Source organism: Bradyrhizobium sp. 26S5, from assembly GCF_036923295.1.
GTDB classification, from domain to species: Bacteria; Pseudomonadota; Alphaproteobacteria; order Rhizobiales; family Xanthobacteraceae; genus Bradyrhizobium; species Bradyrhizobium septentrionale.
In genome coordinates this window covers 8,730,615-8,744,627 of the sequence record NZ_CP145948.1, presented here as the reverse complement: position 1 = coordinate 8,744,627, position 14,013 = coordinate 8,730,615, and the positions used below count along the sequence as shown (strand labels likewise).

Sequence of the window (14,013 nt, the reverse complement as noted above, 5' to 3'; positions counted from 1 at the left end):
GCCCGTGCCGCCTTCCAAGGGCGGCACAGGTTGAGCGATCAAGGCCCCGGGCTCCGTTACCGCGGCAAGAAACGCGGACGGGGCCCGGGCTCGCGCCTCCGAAGGCGCAAGCCGGAATGGCGCCCGGTCAACTGCGTCAGTGAAGATCGCTTCGGGGCGTAGCGGTTTGCGTGGCTTTCACATAGTAAAGAGGGGATTGGCGTGGCAGACATGGCTGTTCAGAGCGATGTGATGGAAGCCGCGGGACCGTACGATCGCGCCAAGGCCCTCAGCGCCTTCAAGCTGGGTGATCTCACCTTCTATTGGATCACCCGCATCTCGGCGATTTCGGTTCTGTTGATCCTCGGCGGCATCATCCTGTCGCTGATCGTCGGCGCCTGGCCGGCGATGAAGGAATATGGTTTCGCCTTCCTCTGGACGCAGCGCTGGGCACCCTCGGCCGATCCGCCGGTGCTCGGCGCGCTCGGCCCGATCTACGGCACGCTGATCACCTCGGTCATCGCGATGATGATCGCGATCCCGGTCGGCATCGGCATCGCCATCTTCCTCACCGAACTCTGCCCGCAAATGCTGCGCCGCCCGATCGGCATCGCCATCGAGCTGCTAGCCGGCATCCCCTCGATCATCTACGGCATGTGGGGCTTCTTCGTGCTGGGCCCGTTCCTGGCCAACACGTTCCAGCCGTTCATGATCCGGATCTTCGAAGGCGTGCCCGTGCTGGGTGCGGTGTTCGGAGGCCCGCCGTCCTATCTCAGCCTGTTCAACGCCGCGCTGATCCTTGCGATCATGGTGCTGCCCTTCATCACCGCGATCTCGGTCGACGTGTTCAAGACCGTGCCGCCGGTGCTGAAGGAGGCCGCCTACGGCATGGGCTGCACCACCTGGGAAGTCGTCCGCAGCGTCGTGATCCCCTACACCCGGGTCGGCGTGATCGGCGGCGTCATGCTGGCGCTCGGCCGCGCACTCGGTGAGACCATGGCGGTGACCTTCATCATCGGCAACTCGTTCCGCATCTCGTCGTCGATCTTCGCGCCGGGCACCACGATCTCGGCCGCGATCGCCTCCGAATTCGCCGAGAGCGACGGCCTGCACCAGTCCGGCCTGATCCTGCTCGGCTTGCTGCTGTTCGTGCTGACCTTCTTCGTGCTCGCCGGCGCGCGATTGATGCTGATGCGGCTTGAAACGAAGGCGGGGAAGTAGCGCCATGAACCCGATCTACAAATCCCGCCGCCGCAGCGACATCGTCATCCGCGCACTCTGCGTCGGCGCGGCGCTGTTCGGCGTCACCTGGCTGGCGCTGATCCTGTTCACGCTGCTCTACAACGGCCTCGCCGGCCTCAGCGTGCAGCTGTTCACCCAGAACACGCCGCCGCCGGGCTCGACCGACGGCGGTCTGCTCAACGCCATCGTCGGCTCGGTCATCATGACCGTGATCGGCGTCGGCATCGGTGCGCCGCTCGGCCTGTTCGCCGGCACCTACCTCGCCGAATACGGCAAGAACGACAAGCTCACCTCGGTGATCCGCTTCATCAACGACATCCTGCTCAGCGCGCCCTCGATCATCATCGGCCTGTTCATCTATGGTGCGGTCGTGGTGCCGATGCGCGGCTTCTCGGCGATCGCAGGCGCGCTCGCGCTCGCTGTGATCGTGATCCCGGTCGTGCTGCGCACCACCGAGGACATGCTGCTGCTGGTGCCCAATCCGCTGCGCGAGGCGGCCTCCGCGCTCGGCCTGCCGCGCTCGCTGGTGATCAAGCGGATCGCTTATCGTGCAGCGCGATCCGGCTTGATCACCGGCGTGCTGCTGGCGACCGCCCGCGTCGCCGGCGAAACCGCGCCGCTGCTGTTCACCGCGCTGTCGAACCAGTTCTTCAGCTGGGATTTGACCAAGACCATGGCCAACCTGCCGGTGACCATCAACAACTTCGTGCAGAGCCCCTACGCCTACTGGAAAGAGCTGGCGTGGAGCGGTGCGCTGCTCATCACATTCACTGTGCTCGCGCTGAACATCGGCGCGCGCATCCTTGGTGCCGAAAGGGCCGCAAAATGACCGAGCTTTCCGTCTCCACGACTGCCGCGAGCCACGTTCCCCAGGTGCCGCTGCCGGAAGCGCCGCCGAAAGTCACGGTGCGCAACCTCAACTTCTATTACGGCGAGCACCACGCGCTGAAGAACATCAACCTGACGCTCGGCACCAACCGCGTCACGGCGTTCATCGGCCCGTCCGGCTGCGGCAAGTCGACCTTGCTGCGCATCTTCAACCGGATGTATGACCTCTATCCAGGCCAGCGCGCGGTCGGCCAGCTGATGCTGGACCAGACCAACATTCTCGATCCCAAGCTCGACCTCAATCTGCTGCGTGCGCGGGTCGGCATGGTGTTCCAGAAGCCGACGCCGTTCCCGATGACGATCTACGAGAACATCGCCTTCGGCATCCGCCTCTACGAGAAGATCTCGAAGTCCGAGATGGACGACCGGGTCGAGAAGGCGCTGCGCGGCGGCGCGCTGTGGAACGAGGTCAAGGACAAGCTGAACGCCTCCGGCCTGTCGCTCTCCGGCGGCCAGCAGCAGCGGCTGTGCATCGCACGCACCGTGGCGGTGCGTCCCGAGGTGATCCTGTTCGACGAGCCGTGCTCGGCGCTCGACCCGATCTCGACCGCCAAGGTCGAGGAGCTGATCCAGGAGCTCTCCGAGGACTACACGATCGCGATCGTCACCCACAACATGCAGCAGGCGGCGCGCGTCTCCGACAAAACCGCCTTCATGTATCTCGGCGAGCTGATCGAGTTCGACGACACCAACAAGATTTTCACCTCGCCGAGCGATCGACGCACGCAGGACTACATCACCGGCCGGTTCGGCTGAGGAGACAAGCGATGGCTTCTGAACATACCGCCAAGGCATTCGACAGCGACCTGCAGGAGTTGACCCGCCTGGTCGCCGAGATGGGCGGCCTCGTCGAGCGCATGATCACCGAGTCGGTCGACGCGCTGATCCGCCGCGACGTCGCGCTGGGCAAGCGCGTGGTCGCCGCCGACATCGAGATCGACAATCTGCAGCGCGTCATCGAGGAGCGCGCGGTGCTGACGATCGCTCGCCGCCAGCCGATGGCGATCGACCTGCGCGAGATCGTCAGCGCGATGCGCGTCGCGACTGACCTCGAGCGGATCGGCGACCTCGCCAAGAACATGGGCAAGCGCGTCGCGGCGCTGGAGAGCGATTTCCAGCCGCTGAAGTTGATCCGCGGCCTCGAGCACATGACCGATCTCGTACTGTCTCAGGTCAAGTCGGTGCTCGACGCCTATGCCGCGCACGATCTGCCGGCGGCGATGAACGTCTGGAAGGGCGACGAGGAGGTCGATGCGATCTGCACCTCGCTGTTCCGCGAGCTGCTTACCTACATGATGGAGGATCCGCGCAACATCTCGTTCTGTATCCATCTGATGTTCTGCGCCAAGAACATCGAGCGGATCGGCGACCACGCCACCAATATCGCCGAGACCGTGTTCTACATGATCGAGGGCCAGCAGATCACCGACAAGCGTCCGAAGGGCGATATGACCAATTTCGCCACCACGGTGCCGGGCAACTAGGGCATGATCCGCATCGGCGGAACCGGATTGTCGTCGCGACAAACCGTTTCCACGGGGAATATGCTCAGGGGTTGAGTGTTTCGGTTTGCGTTTGGGCAACGGATCACCACAGAGAAAGAACTTAGACCGATGAGCGCACGCATTCTGGTAGTCGAAGACGAGGAAGCGCTGACGACGCTGTTGCGCTACAACCTCGATGCGGAAGGCTACGACGTCGAAACGGTGGGACGCGGCGACGACGCCGACACCAGGTTGAAGGAGCGCATCCCCGACCTCGTGGTACTCGATTGGATGCTGCCGGGCCTGTCCGGCATCGAGCTGTGCCGCCGTCTGCGGGCGCGGCCCGAGACCAAGCAGCTTCCGATCATCATGCTGACCGCGCGCGGCGAGGAGAGTGAGCGCGTGCGCGGGCTTGCCACCGGCGCCGACGATTACATCGTCAAGCCGTTCTCGGTGCCCGAGCTGCTCGCGCGGGTGAAGGGCCTGCTGCGCCGTGCGAGCCCGGAGCGGCTTGCCACCGTGCTGACCTATGGCGATATCGAACTCGACCGCGAGAAGCGCCGCGTGGCGCGCTCCGGCCGCCCGATCGATCTCGGGCCGACCGAATATCGTCTGCTCGAATTCTTCCTCGAGCATCCCGGCCGGGTGTTCAGCCGCGAGCAGCTGCTCGACAGCGTCTGGGGCCGCGACATCTATATCGACGAGCGCACCGTCGACGTGCATATCGGCCGCCTGCGCAAGTTGCTCAATCCGGGCCGCGAGCAGGATCCGATCCGCACCGTGCGCGGCGCCGGCTACGCGCTCGACGACCGCTTCGCGAAGGCCGAGCCGCAGCCGTAAGGCCGCGCGGCATTCACAAGCCGCAACACGGCGTCGTCCCGGCGAAAGCCGGGACCCATACGCCGCGGCCGGCGCAATGGGCAAGTGGCCAGACAGCTTTCTAACAACACCCATTCGTGGTTATGGGTCCCGGCCTGCGCCGGGACGACGCCGGTGATGCATCCGGGCGACGAGCCACAAAAAAATCCCCGCTTTCACGGGGATTTCTTTTTCAGTCCTACGCCAGTTTCCCGAGTGCTCACTTGATCTGCGGTTTCGCCGACGGCCGGCGGCGATCGCCGGCGGGCTGGTAGGCGACGCGCGAGTGGTGTGCGCAATAGGGCAGGCCGCCGAGCGCCTTGCCGCCGCAGAAGAAGAATTCCGGGCTCGAGGGATCGCCGACCGGCCAGTGGCAGGTGGCTTCGTTCAGCTCGAGCAGCGACAGCCGCTGGCTCATCGGCACCACGTTGTCGTAGGAGATCGGATCGGGCTCCATCTCGACCTCGAAGGCATGCGCCAGCGCGGTGTTGCCGCGCGAGACCGGACGCGCCACCCGCATCATGTGCTGGGCGGGGCGGGCCTTGCGCTGCCGCGGCGCCGCCGTGGAGGGGGCCTTGGCGCGGCCGGAGAGGCCGAGCCGATGCACTTTGCCGATCACGGCGTTTCGCGTCACATTGCCAAGTTCCGCGGCGATCTGGCTGGCCGAGAGGCCAGACTCCCAGAGCTTCTTCAGCTGCTCGACGCGATCGTCGGACCAGGTCAATACAGTCATCGCATTCTTCCTTTCGCATGGCGCCGGCCAGTCATTGGAGCGACGCTGCGAGCCAAATCCGGGTCAAAATCCCAGCGGCCAGAATCCCTTAGCCCTCGCCGGGCGCGGTTTTGAGCCCGAACGTTTACGTGTGACACGAAGGCTACTTAGAGGGTCCAGTACTGCCGCACGAGATGTCGTACCCGACAGGCCAAACGCTACAATATGGCGTGACTCTGGCGCAAGAGTCCGCGGCCGTGCGTCCACATGTTCCCACAAAGTTAAGCACTGCAATGAGGCTTTTCCACCGCACCGGAATGCTCCGGATTGCGCTCGTTCCGCATCGCAGGAAGGTCGGCAAAGGCCGGCTGCTGGCGATTGACACCTACTGGCCGCAGCATAGAATGCCTGTACGTGCCGCCCGCAAAGGCGGCCGTTTTGTTTTCCGAAGCTGGCCGTTGCTGCACTGGCGTCAAGCCGCCCGGCAATTGTCGGCTTCAAACCGGCAGTGAACGCCATGACCAACAGCGCCTCGTCGCATCTGCTCCCCGTCTTCGCCCGGGTCGATCTCGGCTTCGAGCGCGGCGAGGGCGCCTGGCTGATCGCAACCAACGGCGACCGCTATCTCGATTTCACCTCGGGCGTTGCGGTGAACGCGCTCGGGCATGCGCATCCGCATCTGGTCAAGGCGCTGCAGGAACAGGCGACCAAGCTCTGGCACATGTCGAACCTGTTCAAGAGCCCGGACGGCGAGGCGCTGGCCGCCCGGCTGTGCGAGCAGAGCTTTGCCGACTTCGTGTTCTTCTGCAATTCCGGCGCAGAGGCGATGGAAGGCGTGATCAAGCTGGTCCGCCACTATCACTTCTCCAAGGGCCATCCCGAGCGCTACCGCATCATCACCTTCGAAGGTGCCTTCCATGGCCGCACGCTGGGTACGCTGGCCGCGACCGGCTCGCCAAAATATCTCGAGGGTTTTGGCCCGCCGATGGACGGCTTCGACCAGGTGCCGCACGGCGACATCGAGGCGGTGAAGAAGGCGATCGGCCCGCATACCGCCGGCATCCTGATCGAGCCGGTGCAGGGCGAGGGCGGCGTGCGCTCGGCGCCGCAGGCGTTCTTCAAGGCGCTGCGCGCGCTGTGCGACGAGCATGGCCTGCTGCTCGCATTCGACGAGGTGCAGACCGGTATGGGCCGCACCGGCGATCTTTTCGCCTACAAGCGCACCGGCGTGACCCCTGACGTGATGTCGCTGGCGAAGGCGCTCGGCGGCGGCTTCCCGATCGGCGCAGTGCTGGCGAGCGCCAAGGCCGCTGAGGGCATGGCGCCGGGTTCGCACGGCTCGACTTTCGGCGGCAATCCGCTGGCGGTCGCCGCGGCCAATGCCGTGCTCGACGTGATGCTGAAACCCGGCTTCTTCGATCACGTGCAGAAGATGTCGCTGCTGCTCAAGCAGAAGCTCGCTTCCGTCGTCGACCGCTATCCGTCCGTGCTGGCGGAAGTGCGCGGCGAGGGCCTTTTGATCGGCGTCAAGGCCGTGGTGCCCTCGGGCGACCTCGTCGCTGCGCTGCGCAACGAGAAGCTGCTCACCGTCGGTGCCGGCGACAATGTGGTGCGCTTCCTGGCGCCCCTGATCGTCACCGAGGCCGAGATCGACCAGTCGATCGGCTCGCTCGAGCGCGCCTGCTCTGCGCTAGCGGCGGCCCAGCCGAAGAAGGCGGCGGGATGATGAGCAAGCCGGTCCGTCACTTCCTCGATATCAACGAGCTGCCGCTCGGCGAACTGCGCAACATGCTGTCCGCCGGCGCCGCCATGAAGGCGAAGCTGAAGGCCCATGAGAAGGGCAGGAAGCCGCTCGAGGGCAAGACGCTGGCGATGATCTTCGAGCGTCCGTCGACCCGCACCCGGGTGTCGTTCGACGTCGGCATGCGCCAGCTCGGCGGTGAATCCATCATGCTGACCGGCACCGAGATGCAGCTCGGCCGCGGCGAGACCATCGCCGACACCGCGCGCGTGCTGTCGCGCTATGTCGATGCGATCATGATCCGCATCCTCAACCATGACGCGCTGCTCGAGCTCGCGGCCCACGCCACCGTTCCCGTCATCAACGGCCTGACCCGCCGTTCGCATCCCTGCCAGGTGATGGCCGACCTCATGACCTATGAGGAAAACCGCGGCTCGATCGAGGGCAAGACCGTGGCCTGGACCGGCGACGACAACAACGTGCTGGCCTCCTGGGCACATGCCGCCGAGCGCTTCAAGTTCCAGCTCAATGTCGCGACCCCCCCGGAGCTCTCGCCGAAGAAGCCGATGCGCGACTGGATCAAGGCGACCGGCGCGCCGATCATGCTCGGCACCGATCCGGAAGCCGCCGTGCGCGGCGCCGACTGCGTCGTCACCGACACCTGGGTGTCGATGGGCGACAAGGAGGGCGAGCACCGCCACAACGTGCTGAAGCCCTATCAGGTCAATGCCAAGCTGATGTCGCTCGCCAAGCCGGACGCGCTGTTCATGCACTGCCTGCCCGCCCATCGCGGCGAGGAGGTCACCGACGAGGTGATCGACGGGCCGCAATCCGTGGTGTTCGACGAGGCGGAAAACCGCCTGCATGCGCAGAAGGGCATTCTGGCCTGGTGTTTCGACGCGGTCGCGTGAGCATATCTGCGTTTCCCGGATGCTGCGCAGCGCGCCGCTCTTGCGGCGTGGTGCGCTGCTGATCCGGGATCCATGCCGAGACCCAGTGTGGGTCCCGGCCCCGCGGAGCAGCGTTGCACGCTGCACCGCGTCCGGGACACGAGTGCCTAGTAAACCCCTTTATTTCATGGTTCGAGACCCCAGATAGAGCGCCATGGTTTCACAATCCCCCGACATCAAAATCACGCCCGAGGCGCCGGTTCGCGCGCCGTCAGCGGTTCCTGTCGACGATGCCGTGCTGGCCTTCGAGGTCGGCGCGCTGGATCTGCGCGGCCGGCTGACCCGGCTCGGCCCCGCGCTCGACGAGATCCTGCACAAGCACGATTATCCGCCCGCGGTCGGCAAGCTGCTCGGCGAGGCCATCGTGCTGACCACGCTGCTTGGCTCGTCGGTCAAGTTCGAGGGCCGCTTCATCCTGCAGACCCGGACCGACGGTCCGGTCTCGCTGCTGATCGTCGACTTCCAGGCGCCCGACCGGCTACGTGCCTATGCGCGTTACGACGAGGCGCGCCTCAAGACCGGCCAGAGCTCGGGCGAGCTGCTCGGCAAGGGCCATCTGGCGATGACCATCGACCAGGGCGCGAACACCACCAGCCGCTACCAGGGACTGGTCGCGCTCGACGGCGGCGGCCTCGAAGAGGCGGCCCATGAATATTTCCTGCGCTCGGAGCAGATTCCGACCCGGGTGCGGCTTGCGGTCGGCGAGGAGATGCGCGGCGGCGAGGGCGGCAAGCTGCACTGGCGCGCCGGCGGCATCCTGCTGCAATTTCTGCCCAAGGCGCCCGAGCGCGCCAAGCAGGCCGATCTGCACCCCGGCGATGCGCCGGAGGGCACGGCCACGCATCACGTGCCGGACGATGACGCCTGGGTCGAGGGACAGTCGCTGATCTCCACCGTCGAGGACGTCGAACTGATCGATCCCGATCTGTCCGGCGAACGGCTGCTCTACCGCCTGTTCCACGAACGCGGCGTTCGCGTCTTCAACCCGCAGACGCTGCGTGCGCGATGCTCCTGCTCGCGCGATGCGGTGTCGTCGATGCTGAAGAGCTTTGCGCCGAACGATCGCGCCGAGATGGTCAAGGACGGCAAGGTCGTCGTCACCTGCGAGTTCTGCTCGTCGGTCTACGAGTTCACGCCGCAGGAAGCCGGCGCCGAGTAGGCGGGAGACCGACCACAAAGCCCGGTAACGAGGCCTGTCAGCTCAGCAAGGTGCGGGTCTTGCTGACGGCGTCATAGATTTCGATCTGAAGCATCGGATAAGCCGCCTTCAGTTTGCGGCCAGCCGTTTCAGCAGCCTCGACGTTGTCGAACTCCGACTTGAAATGTTTGTCGACAATGATCACGAAACCTTCGGTAGGAGGCCGGTCGGCGCGCAGTGGTTTCTTCTCTGGTTCGTCAGTGGAGAGCAGGGATTTCTTCATCATGGGAATTCCTCCTGGATCGACCTTCAACTCAGCCGGTGAAACGCCGGCGGCAAGACTTCGCGCACGAGTTCGCTCAGATTCAGCGTCTCCCCGCTGTCGGTGATGTCCGAGAACAGCACCTCGACATAGGGATGCTGGCGGTTGAACGCAGCACCGCGTTGGTATTTCGCACTGACGATCCGCTCGATCGCCGCCAGGTTCAGTCTGCCAAGCGCATTGTATTGATCGCGGAACAGGCTTTGGTGTCCGCCGCGGTGCTCGACAGACTCGGCCCAGACGTCCATCACCTTGCGGCCGATGAACGCCTCGATCCGTTCATTTCCATCCCGGGCGAGAAGTCGCAGCCCGTCCATGCTGTGCGGTCCGTCATCGACGTCAAATCGGGTAAGTGACATAACGAATCTCCTATTGTTGCAGTTTGCTTACATCGGCAGTCCGTCGGGGACTGCACCTCCTTCATTGTCCCACCGCGACAAAGCCGCAGCGCGCGATCTCGCGTCCTGACGCGCCTCCAGAGTCTTGTCGCGACCGGCATCATCCTTGTGCTTGTGCAGGAAGCGCGCGATCTGCCCGCGGAGCTCCGCCGTCTCCAACAGCTTTCCGACCGATCCGGCGGTGTCGAAGATTTCCCGCTGCAGCGTCTTCGGCAGGACGTTCCATTGCATGATGACGGCCGCGCCGAGACACCGCAGAACGTACTCCTCTTCGGCGGCGAGGGCCGCGCCGCGGGAGCGGTCCTGCTCCGCAACGTTCACTGCGTCGTCAAAATCGTCCGCCAGTTGCTGCTCGTTGTCCGCGAGCGAAGCGAGGCGGTCTTGCTGCTCCTGAAGCTCGCGGCTTTCGCCCTGACCGCTCGAACGTTTGATCAGTTCGCCATATGCGGCTGCCTTGGCACGATACTGCTGAGATTTGAACATGGCGGGCCCTTTCGTTGGAGGTCTCCGCGCATTCCGACCCATCTCGATGGCCGACGAGGATGATCTTTTATATGGGAAGCAATGGGTCGAATAACGAGCACCAACGCCACAAACCACCGGGCATAAGCAAGTCGGATGGCGCGCGTGAATATCTGCACAACAATAACGTTCACCTCGGTCGCCTGTTCCTGAAGAACAGGTTGGAGCCGATGTCGACGCCGTTGCCTGGTGAGAGACGACCGGAGGCCATGCCCTTCGGCATCCGATCAATGGCGGCCTCAGTCCGCCTCGTCATGGGGCGGCTTGTCCTCAACGTCGCAGAGCTTCGGTTCTGATTGAATCAGAAGCGAAGCTCCAGTTTGTCAGTGTGACGCGTTTTCTTCACGCGAACCGGTGTCCTTCGCTCGAAAACGCTCTAGCACGGCGTTCGCAGGCCGGGAGATGTCAGCCAATCATTGATGTGGGAGGCGGTCTCGATCAGGCGCCTTGCGAAGCATCGCGTCGCGCTGAAGGCCGGGCAGGAATGGCTTCGCAGCATCCCTTGTCCTCACGGCCTCCATCGCCAGCAGGTCATGAGGCGGCGGTTCAGGCTCGCTGTGTTGGGCAATCGGCACAAAGCTCTCCTGATTACTGGCGGGAGCTTGCAGCACTCTCAGTCACCGATATCGGCCAGAGGCGGAGCGGTGATGACCGCAGTAAATACCCCTTATGCCCGGTAGTCGACTTAATTCGTCATCGAGCGTCATATCCCGACTTTAGCGGGTGGGTTCGGGACGTCCCCTATGCGGTTGACGATGTCAGAGAAGCCAATGGTGCGTCGAATGCATACACGAAGCCGGTCGGCTCATAGCTTAGCCGCACGTCGCCGCGCAGCTGCCTGCCGAGCGTCTCGATCAGCCGTGTCCCGAAACTGCGCCTTTCCGGAAGGTGGACTGCCGGTCCGTTTTTCTCGGTCCATGTCAGATGCAAGCGCTGTGTTGGTTGATCCAGCCTCCAACTGATGTCGATCCGCCCTTGTGGGGCGGACAGGGCGCCGAACTTCGTGGTGTTCGTGCAGAGCTCGTTGAGCGTCATTGCGATGGCGATGACGGCGCCCGACGTCATGCGAATATTGGGTCCTGAAATCGAGAACTTCGGCTCATCCGGATTGTTGAATGCTTCGGTGGCGCCGCGGACGACCGTGCCGAGATCCGCGCTGCTCCATCTTGCCTGCAGCAGGAGATCGTGCGCCCGCCCGAGCGCCAGCAGCCGGCCCTCGATGGCGTGCTGCGCGTGTTCAACCCCTTCCAGGTTGCGCAGGCTCTGGGAGACAATGGCACCGACGGTTGCGAGCGTGTTCTTGATGCGGTGGTGCAACTCCTCGAGGATCACCTTCTGCAGCTTGTCGGCTGCTTCGCGCTCCTTGGCGTCAATGCCGGCCGCGGTCAGCAAACTCTGGGCATCGATCTCGGCCTGCGCGAGGAGAAGCCGAAGGCTGACATTCTCTTCCGCCAGAACGTCTTGCTGCGGTGCTACACTGCTTGCAGCACGCGGGTCTGTGCGGAGGTCGGCTGGAGACATCATCGACCGTATCATTAGAAGCTGGCTCTTCGGCGAATGTTTTCTGCGCAATCAGGCGAATCTGGACGTATCCGGCACGAAAAACGCGAGCGCATCAGGCGTGGCCGATCATGCCATGCATCCCAGCTATCACTTCCCCGGCATCGAGTGGCTTGGCGAAGGACCTGCTGCAGGCGGGAAGATGAAGGCTCGGCAGGTTCGATTGCCCCGATACCACGATGATCTTGATCGACGGCCAACGCCCGTGCACGGCATGTGCAAGTTCAAGGCCGTCCATGCTGCCGGGCATCTGGATGTCGGTGCATACCAGCGCGATATCGGACCTGGATTCCAGGATGGCGACAGCCTCATCGGCATCCATGGCCTCAATTGGCGTATAGCCGGCGTCTTCCACCATTTCTACCGCGCGCATGCGAAGCAGCATCTCGTCCTCGACAATGAGCACAACAGCTGGAATGCCTGAATGATCGAGTACCATTAGAACGCCTGGAACGCCGCTCGCAGCGATTTGAGAGATCGAAACTGCCCTGAACTGGACGAGGCAGTCGACCTGGGACAAGCATCTCGGTGCCTATATGATCCTCGGCCAGCTGATAAATGATGCAATAATCTCGCCGCGAATGGACTTCGCTATCTCGGGCCGGCGGCAAACGGCGCACCTGCTCCTGCGGGTCACTAGCGTGTTGGTGCTCAGTCGGGGGCGAGCACACCGCAACACGCCGCCTCAATCGGCCGGTGCGCCGCGATGCCGCAGAGAAGCTCCTGCATCGGCGCTTCGCGCGCCTCGTCCATGGCGACCACCGCTCGGATCATCGAGATCGTGAGCCAGCGTTTGATTCGGTTTGTTTCATCGGAGGCGATCCGGCCTGCGGCGAAAGCGCGCGGCGGTGGGTCACCATTGAATGGCGACCGCGGCGGCGATCAGCAGCACAAAGAAGATCGGCAACAGCACCGGTGGTACGAGCAACCCGCGAAGATCGAATTTGGAGATATCTGACATGTGACCGCCTGTTTTGGTCAAGGCGGGAGCGCAACACTCTCAGTCACCGGTAACAGCCCGGGGCGCGCGGTGATACCAAAGACGTAGTGATCCTTCCGCCCGACAACAAGGCGAATCGCGATCTATTTGTGGCGGCCTAGTGCGAATGGGCTTGTCATTCGTTAGCGGAGTAGCCACCTGAGTAGTAGCGCAACTGTATTGTTACAGCATCCCCTTTGCGGAAGCGCGAAGCCTTAGCCGCCAAATCTTGTCCCCGGTCTCGACGGACGTCACTTCAATGTGCGCGTCACGGGTCACGACACGCTATGGCAACAACCCGATAGGCCTCATCCATGATTGAGTTTCCAAATCATAGTCGTTCATACGACCAGACGCGGCGCGCCGTGCGGTTTTGGGGATATGACAGTGCTATTGAGGCATCGTTCTTCGTCACCGAAGGCGCCTTGAAGCGCATTCAATCGGATGCCTACCTCGACGAGCCAGGCCTTCTGAACGCGTTCGATGCCAACCGCGATCTGATATGTGCCGCCGCTGCCAGGGTCTATGTTCGCGGAAGCAGGGGTTCTTACGACCTGGTCGCTGCGAACTTCTGAAATCGGCGCCGTCGATCCGATCACGCGGGACAATCTGGCAGATTGAGCGCGTTGGTCGAGCTTGCAAGCGATCAACTGGAGGATGTCATGGATACGAGTTTCGTACAGACTTTCCTGGCGTGTGGAGGAATCTTCGTTCTCTCGTTCGTTGCGATCGGGGCTTTCTGGCTCCTGGAGCGCATGCGAGGCGCCAGTGCCCCTCACATGTGAAGGCGGGGGCAGTTGGCCGACAGACCAGGTCCTCGCCGTTTGCAACGCCGCCAAAAGGAAAAGCCGCGGATTTCTCCGCGGCCCTTCTGACGCTTTCGGTTTTCCTCAGTAGCGGTCGGTCCCGATTCCGACGCTCACGCCCGGCGCGCGGAACCCGATGCCACCACGCTCTTCATAGTCATGGCGCTCGATGTAGCGCTCGCGAGGCGCATATCCGTATGAATCACCGCGCTCGCGGATGATGACGCGGCGTTCGCCACGTTCACGCCAGCAACGGCCGTCTTCATTACAAACCATGCGAACGTTTTGGATATTGCTCTCCGGCGCGACGGACGCACCGGGTGAAAGCGGTCCGGCGTAAGCCGTGGTAGTGGCGGTCATCACAAGGGCACTTGCGCCGGCCGCCAAATAAATCGCGAGATTCTTCATATTAATCCTCCAAAAGTGCTTGTGTC

Annotated in this window: 17 protein-coding genes; 10 read left to right on the top strand and 7 right to left on the bottom strand. The window is 63.5% G+C overall.

All coding sequences use genetic code 11. From position 1 onward, the window contains the following. The first annotated feature begins 210 nt into the window (after positions 1 to 210). From pstC to phoB, 5 genes are all read left to right on the top strand, one after another. The gene (gene pstC, locus V5279_RS41410) at positions 211 to 1,200 is read left to right on the top strand and encodes a phosphate ABC transporter permease subunit PstC (RefSeq protein WP_029079898.1); all 990 of its coding nucleotides are present in this window, start codon (positions 211 to 213) and stop codon (positions 1,198 to 1,200) included. A 4-nt stretch (positions 1,201 to 1,204) separates the two neighbouring features. Beyond that, positions 1,205 to 2,050: a phosphate ABC transporter permease PstA gene (gene pstA / locus V5279_RS41405; RefSeq protein ID WP_338692517.1), complete on the top strand. Its 846-nt coding sequence runs from the start codon at positions 1,205 to 1,207 to the stop codon at positions 2,048 to 2,050. Continuing rightward, positions 2,047 to 2,865: a phosphate ABC transporter ATP-binding protein PstB gene (pstB, locus tag V5279_RS41400; protein ID WP_050403108.1), complete on the top strand. Its 819-nt coding sequence runs from the start codon at positions 2,047 to 2,049 to the stop codon at positions 2,863 to 2,865. The genes pstA and pstB overlap by 4 nt, the downstream gene beginning before the upstream one ends. An 11-nt stretch (positions 2,866 to 2,876) precedes the next feature. Further along, the gene (gene phoU, locus V5279_RS41395) at positions 2,877 to 3,593 is read left to right on the top strand and encodes a phosphate signaling complex protein PhoU (protein ID WP_024578984.1); all 717 of its coding nucleotides are present in this window, start codon (positions 2,877 to 2,879) and stop codon (positions 3,591 to 3,593) included. A 129-nt stretch (positions 3,594 to 3,722) separates the two neighbouring features. Then, positions 3,723 to 4,433, top strand: coding sequence for a phosphate regulon transcriptional regulator PhoB (phoB, locus tag V5279_RS41390; protein WP_029079895.1), 711 nt, complete (start codon positions 3,723 to 3,725; stop codon positions 4,431 to 4,433). Positions 4,434 to 4,671: 238 nt separating this feature from the next. Here the strand turns inward: phoB and V5279_RS41385 are convergent, their stop codons facing one another. Continuing rightward, positions 4,672 to 5,184: a GcrA family cell cycle regulator gene (locus V5279_RS41385; protein WP_029079894.1), complete on the bottom strand. Its 513-nt coding sequence runs from the start codon at positions 5,182 to 5,184 to the stop codon at positions 4,672 to 4,674. Between the two features lie 496 nt (positions 5,185 to 5,680). Here V5279_RS41385 and V5279_RS41380 point away from each other — a divergent pair, with 496 nt between their 5' ends. From V5279_RS41380 to V5279_RS41370, 3 genes are all read left to right on the top strand, one after another. After that, entirely contained in the window at positions 5,681 to 6,889 is a 1,209-nt protein-coding gene (locus tag V5279_RS41380) for an aspartate aminotransferase family protein (protein ID WP_338692515.1), read from the top strand. Then, the gene (gene argF, locus V5279_RS41375) at positions 6,889 to 7,815 is read left to right on the top strand and encodes an ornithine carbamoyltransferase (protein WP_338701679.1); all 927 of its coding nucleotides are present in this window, start codon (positions 6,889 to 6,891) and stop codon (positions 7,813 to 7,815) included. Before V5279_RS41380 ends, argF begins: the two co-directional genes overlap by 1 nt. A gap of 193 nt (positions 7,816 to 8,008) precedes the next feature. Next, positions 8,009 to 9,013: an Hsp33 family molecular chaperone gene (locus V5279_RS41370; protein WP_338692514.1), complete on the top strand. Its 1,005-nt coding sequence runs from the start codon at positions 8,009 to 8,011 to the stop codon at positions 9,011 to 9,013. A gap of 37 nt (positions 9,014 to 9,050) precedes the next feature. Here V5279_RS41370 and V5279_RS41365 read toward each other — a convergent pair whose 3' ends face one another. The 5 genes from V5279_RS41365 to V5279_RS41345 form a co-directional block, all read right to left on the bottom strand. After that, positions 9,051 to 9,278 (bottom strand): hypothetical protein, encoded by a 228-nt coding sequence (locus V5279_RS41365; protein ID WP_224741321.1) that lies wholly within the window; start codon positions 9,276 to 9,278, stop codon positions 9,051 to 9,053. Between the two features lie 23 nt (positions 9,279 to 9,301). After that, a complete protein-coding gene (locus V5279_RS41360; protein WP_338692513.1) occupies positions 9,302 to 9,673 on the bottom strand; it encodes a signal transduction histidine kinase in 372 nt (123 codons plus the stop codon). Positions 9,674 to 9,700: 27 nt separating this feature from the next. Further along, complete coding sequence (locus tag V5279_RS41355) at positions 9,701 to 10,195, bottom strand: hypothetical protein (protein WP_338692512.1); 495 nt, start codon at positions 10,193 to 10,195, stop codon at positions 9,701 to 9,703. Positions 10,196 to 10,975: 780 nt separating this feature from the next. Beyond that, positions 10,976 to 11,755: a sensor histidine kinase gene (locus V5279_RS41350; protein WP_166307580.1), complete on the bottom strand. Its 780-nt coding sequence runs from the start codon at positions 11,753 to 11,755 to the stop codon at positions 10,976 to 10,978. Positions 11,756 to 11,849: 94 nt separating this feature from the next. Further along, entirely contained in the window at positions 11,850 to 12,233 is a 384-nt protein-coding gene (locus V5279_RS41345; RefSeq protein ID WP_338692511.1) for a response regulator, read from the bottom strand. A 312-nt stretch (positions 12,234 to 12,545) separates the two neighbouring features. On the opposite strand from V5279_RS41345, the gene V5279_RS41340 reads away from it, so the two are divergent. Both V5279_RS41340 and V5279_RS41335 read left to right on the top strand, forming a co-directional pair. Next, positions 12,546 to 12,752, top strand: a complete 207-nt coding sequence (locus V5279_RS41340; RefSeq protein ID WP_338692510.1) for a hypothetical protein — start codon at positions 12,546 to 12,548, stop codon at positions 12,750 to 12,752. Between the two features lie 335 nt (positions 12,753 to 13,087). Further along, positions 13,088 to 13,348, top strand: coding sequence for a DUF1488 domain-containing protein (locus tag V5279_RS41335; RefSeq protein WP_084518382.1), 261 nt, complete (start codon positions 13,088 to 13,090; stop codon positions 13,346 to 13,348). 315 nt (positions 13,349 to 13,663) lie between these two features. Here the strand turns inward: V5279_RS41335 and V5279_RS41330 are convergent, their stop codons facing one another. Further along, positions 13,664 to 13,987, bottom strand: coding sequence for a hypothetical protein (locus V5279_RS41330; RefSeq protein ID WP_166299388.1), 324 nt, complete (start codon positions 13,985 to 13,987; stop codon positions 13,664 to 13,666). Positions 13,988 to 14,013: the final 26 nt, after the last annotated feature.

Bases quoted from the DNA above. Each gene is read 5' to 3' on its own strand.
- V5279_RS41330 (WP_166299388.1), bottom strand. From the start codon at position 13,987: ATGAAGAATCTCGCGATTTATTTGGCGGCCGGCGCAAGTGCCCTTGTG.
- V5279_RS41355 (WP_338692512.1), bottom strand. From the start codon at position 10,195: ATGTTCAAATCTCAGCAGTATCGTGCCAAGGCAGCCGCATATGGCGAA.
- pstC (WP_029079898.1), top strand. From the start codon at position 211: ATGGCTGTTCAGAGCGATGTGATGGAAGCCGCGGGACCGTACGATCGC.
- V5279_RS41360 (WP_338692513.1), bottom strand. From the start codon at position 9,673: ATGTCACTTACCCGATTTGACGTCGATGACGGACCGCACAGCATGGAC.
- phoU (WP_024578984.1), top strand. From the start codon at position 2,877: ATGGCTTCTGAACATACCGCCAAGGCATTCGACAGCGACCTGCAGGAG.
- V5279_RS41335 (WP_084518382.1), top strand. From the start codon at position 13,088: ATGATTGAGTTTCCAAATCATAGTCGTTCATACGACCAGACGCGGCGC.
- V5279_RS41340 (WP_338692510.1), top strand. From the start codon at position 12,546: ATGGCGACCACCGCTCGGATCATCGAGATCGTGAGCCAGCGTTTGATT.
- V5279_RS41345 (WP_338692511.1), bottom strand. From the start codon at position 12,233: ATGGTACTCGATCATTCAGGCATTCCAGCTGTTGTGCTCATTGTCGAG.
- V5279_RS41380 (WP_338692515.1), top strand. From the start codon at position 5,681: ATGACCAACAGCGCCTCGTCGCATCTGCTCCCCGTCTTCGCCCGGGTC.
- V5279_RS41350 (WP_166307580.1), bottom strand. From the start codon at position 11,755: ATGTCTCCAGCCGACCTCCGCACAGACCCGCGTGCTGCAAGCAGTGTA.
- argF (WP_338701679.1), top strand. From the start codon at position 6,889: ATGAGCAAGCCGGTCCGTCACTTCCTCGATATCAACGAGCTGCCGCTC.
- V5279_RS41370 (WP_338692514.1), top strand. From the start codon at position 8,009: ATGGTTTCACAATCCCCCGACATCAAAATCACGCCCGAGGCGCCGGTT.
- phoB (WP_029079895.1), top strand. From the start codon at position 3,723: ATGAGCGCACGCATTCTGGTAGTCGAAGACGAGGAAGCGCTGACGACG.
- pstB (WP_050403108.1), top strand. From the start codon at position 2,047: ATGACCGAGCTTTCCGTCTCCACGACTGCCGCGAGCCACGTTCCCCAG.
- V5279_RS41385 (WP_029079894.1), bottom strand. From the start codon at position 5,184: ATGACTGTATTGACCTGGTCCGACGATCGCGTCGAGCAGCTGAAGAAG.
- pstA (WP_338692517.1), top strand. From the start codon at position 1,205: ATGAACCCGATCTACAAATCCCGCCGCCGCAGCGACATCGTCATCCGC.
- V5279_RS41365 (WP_224741321.1), bottom strand. From the start codon at position 9,278: ATGATGAAGAAATCCCTGCTCTCCACTGACGAACCAGAGAAGAAACCA.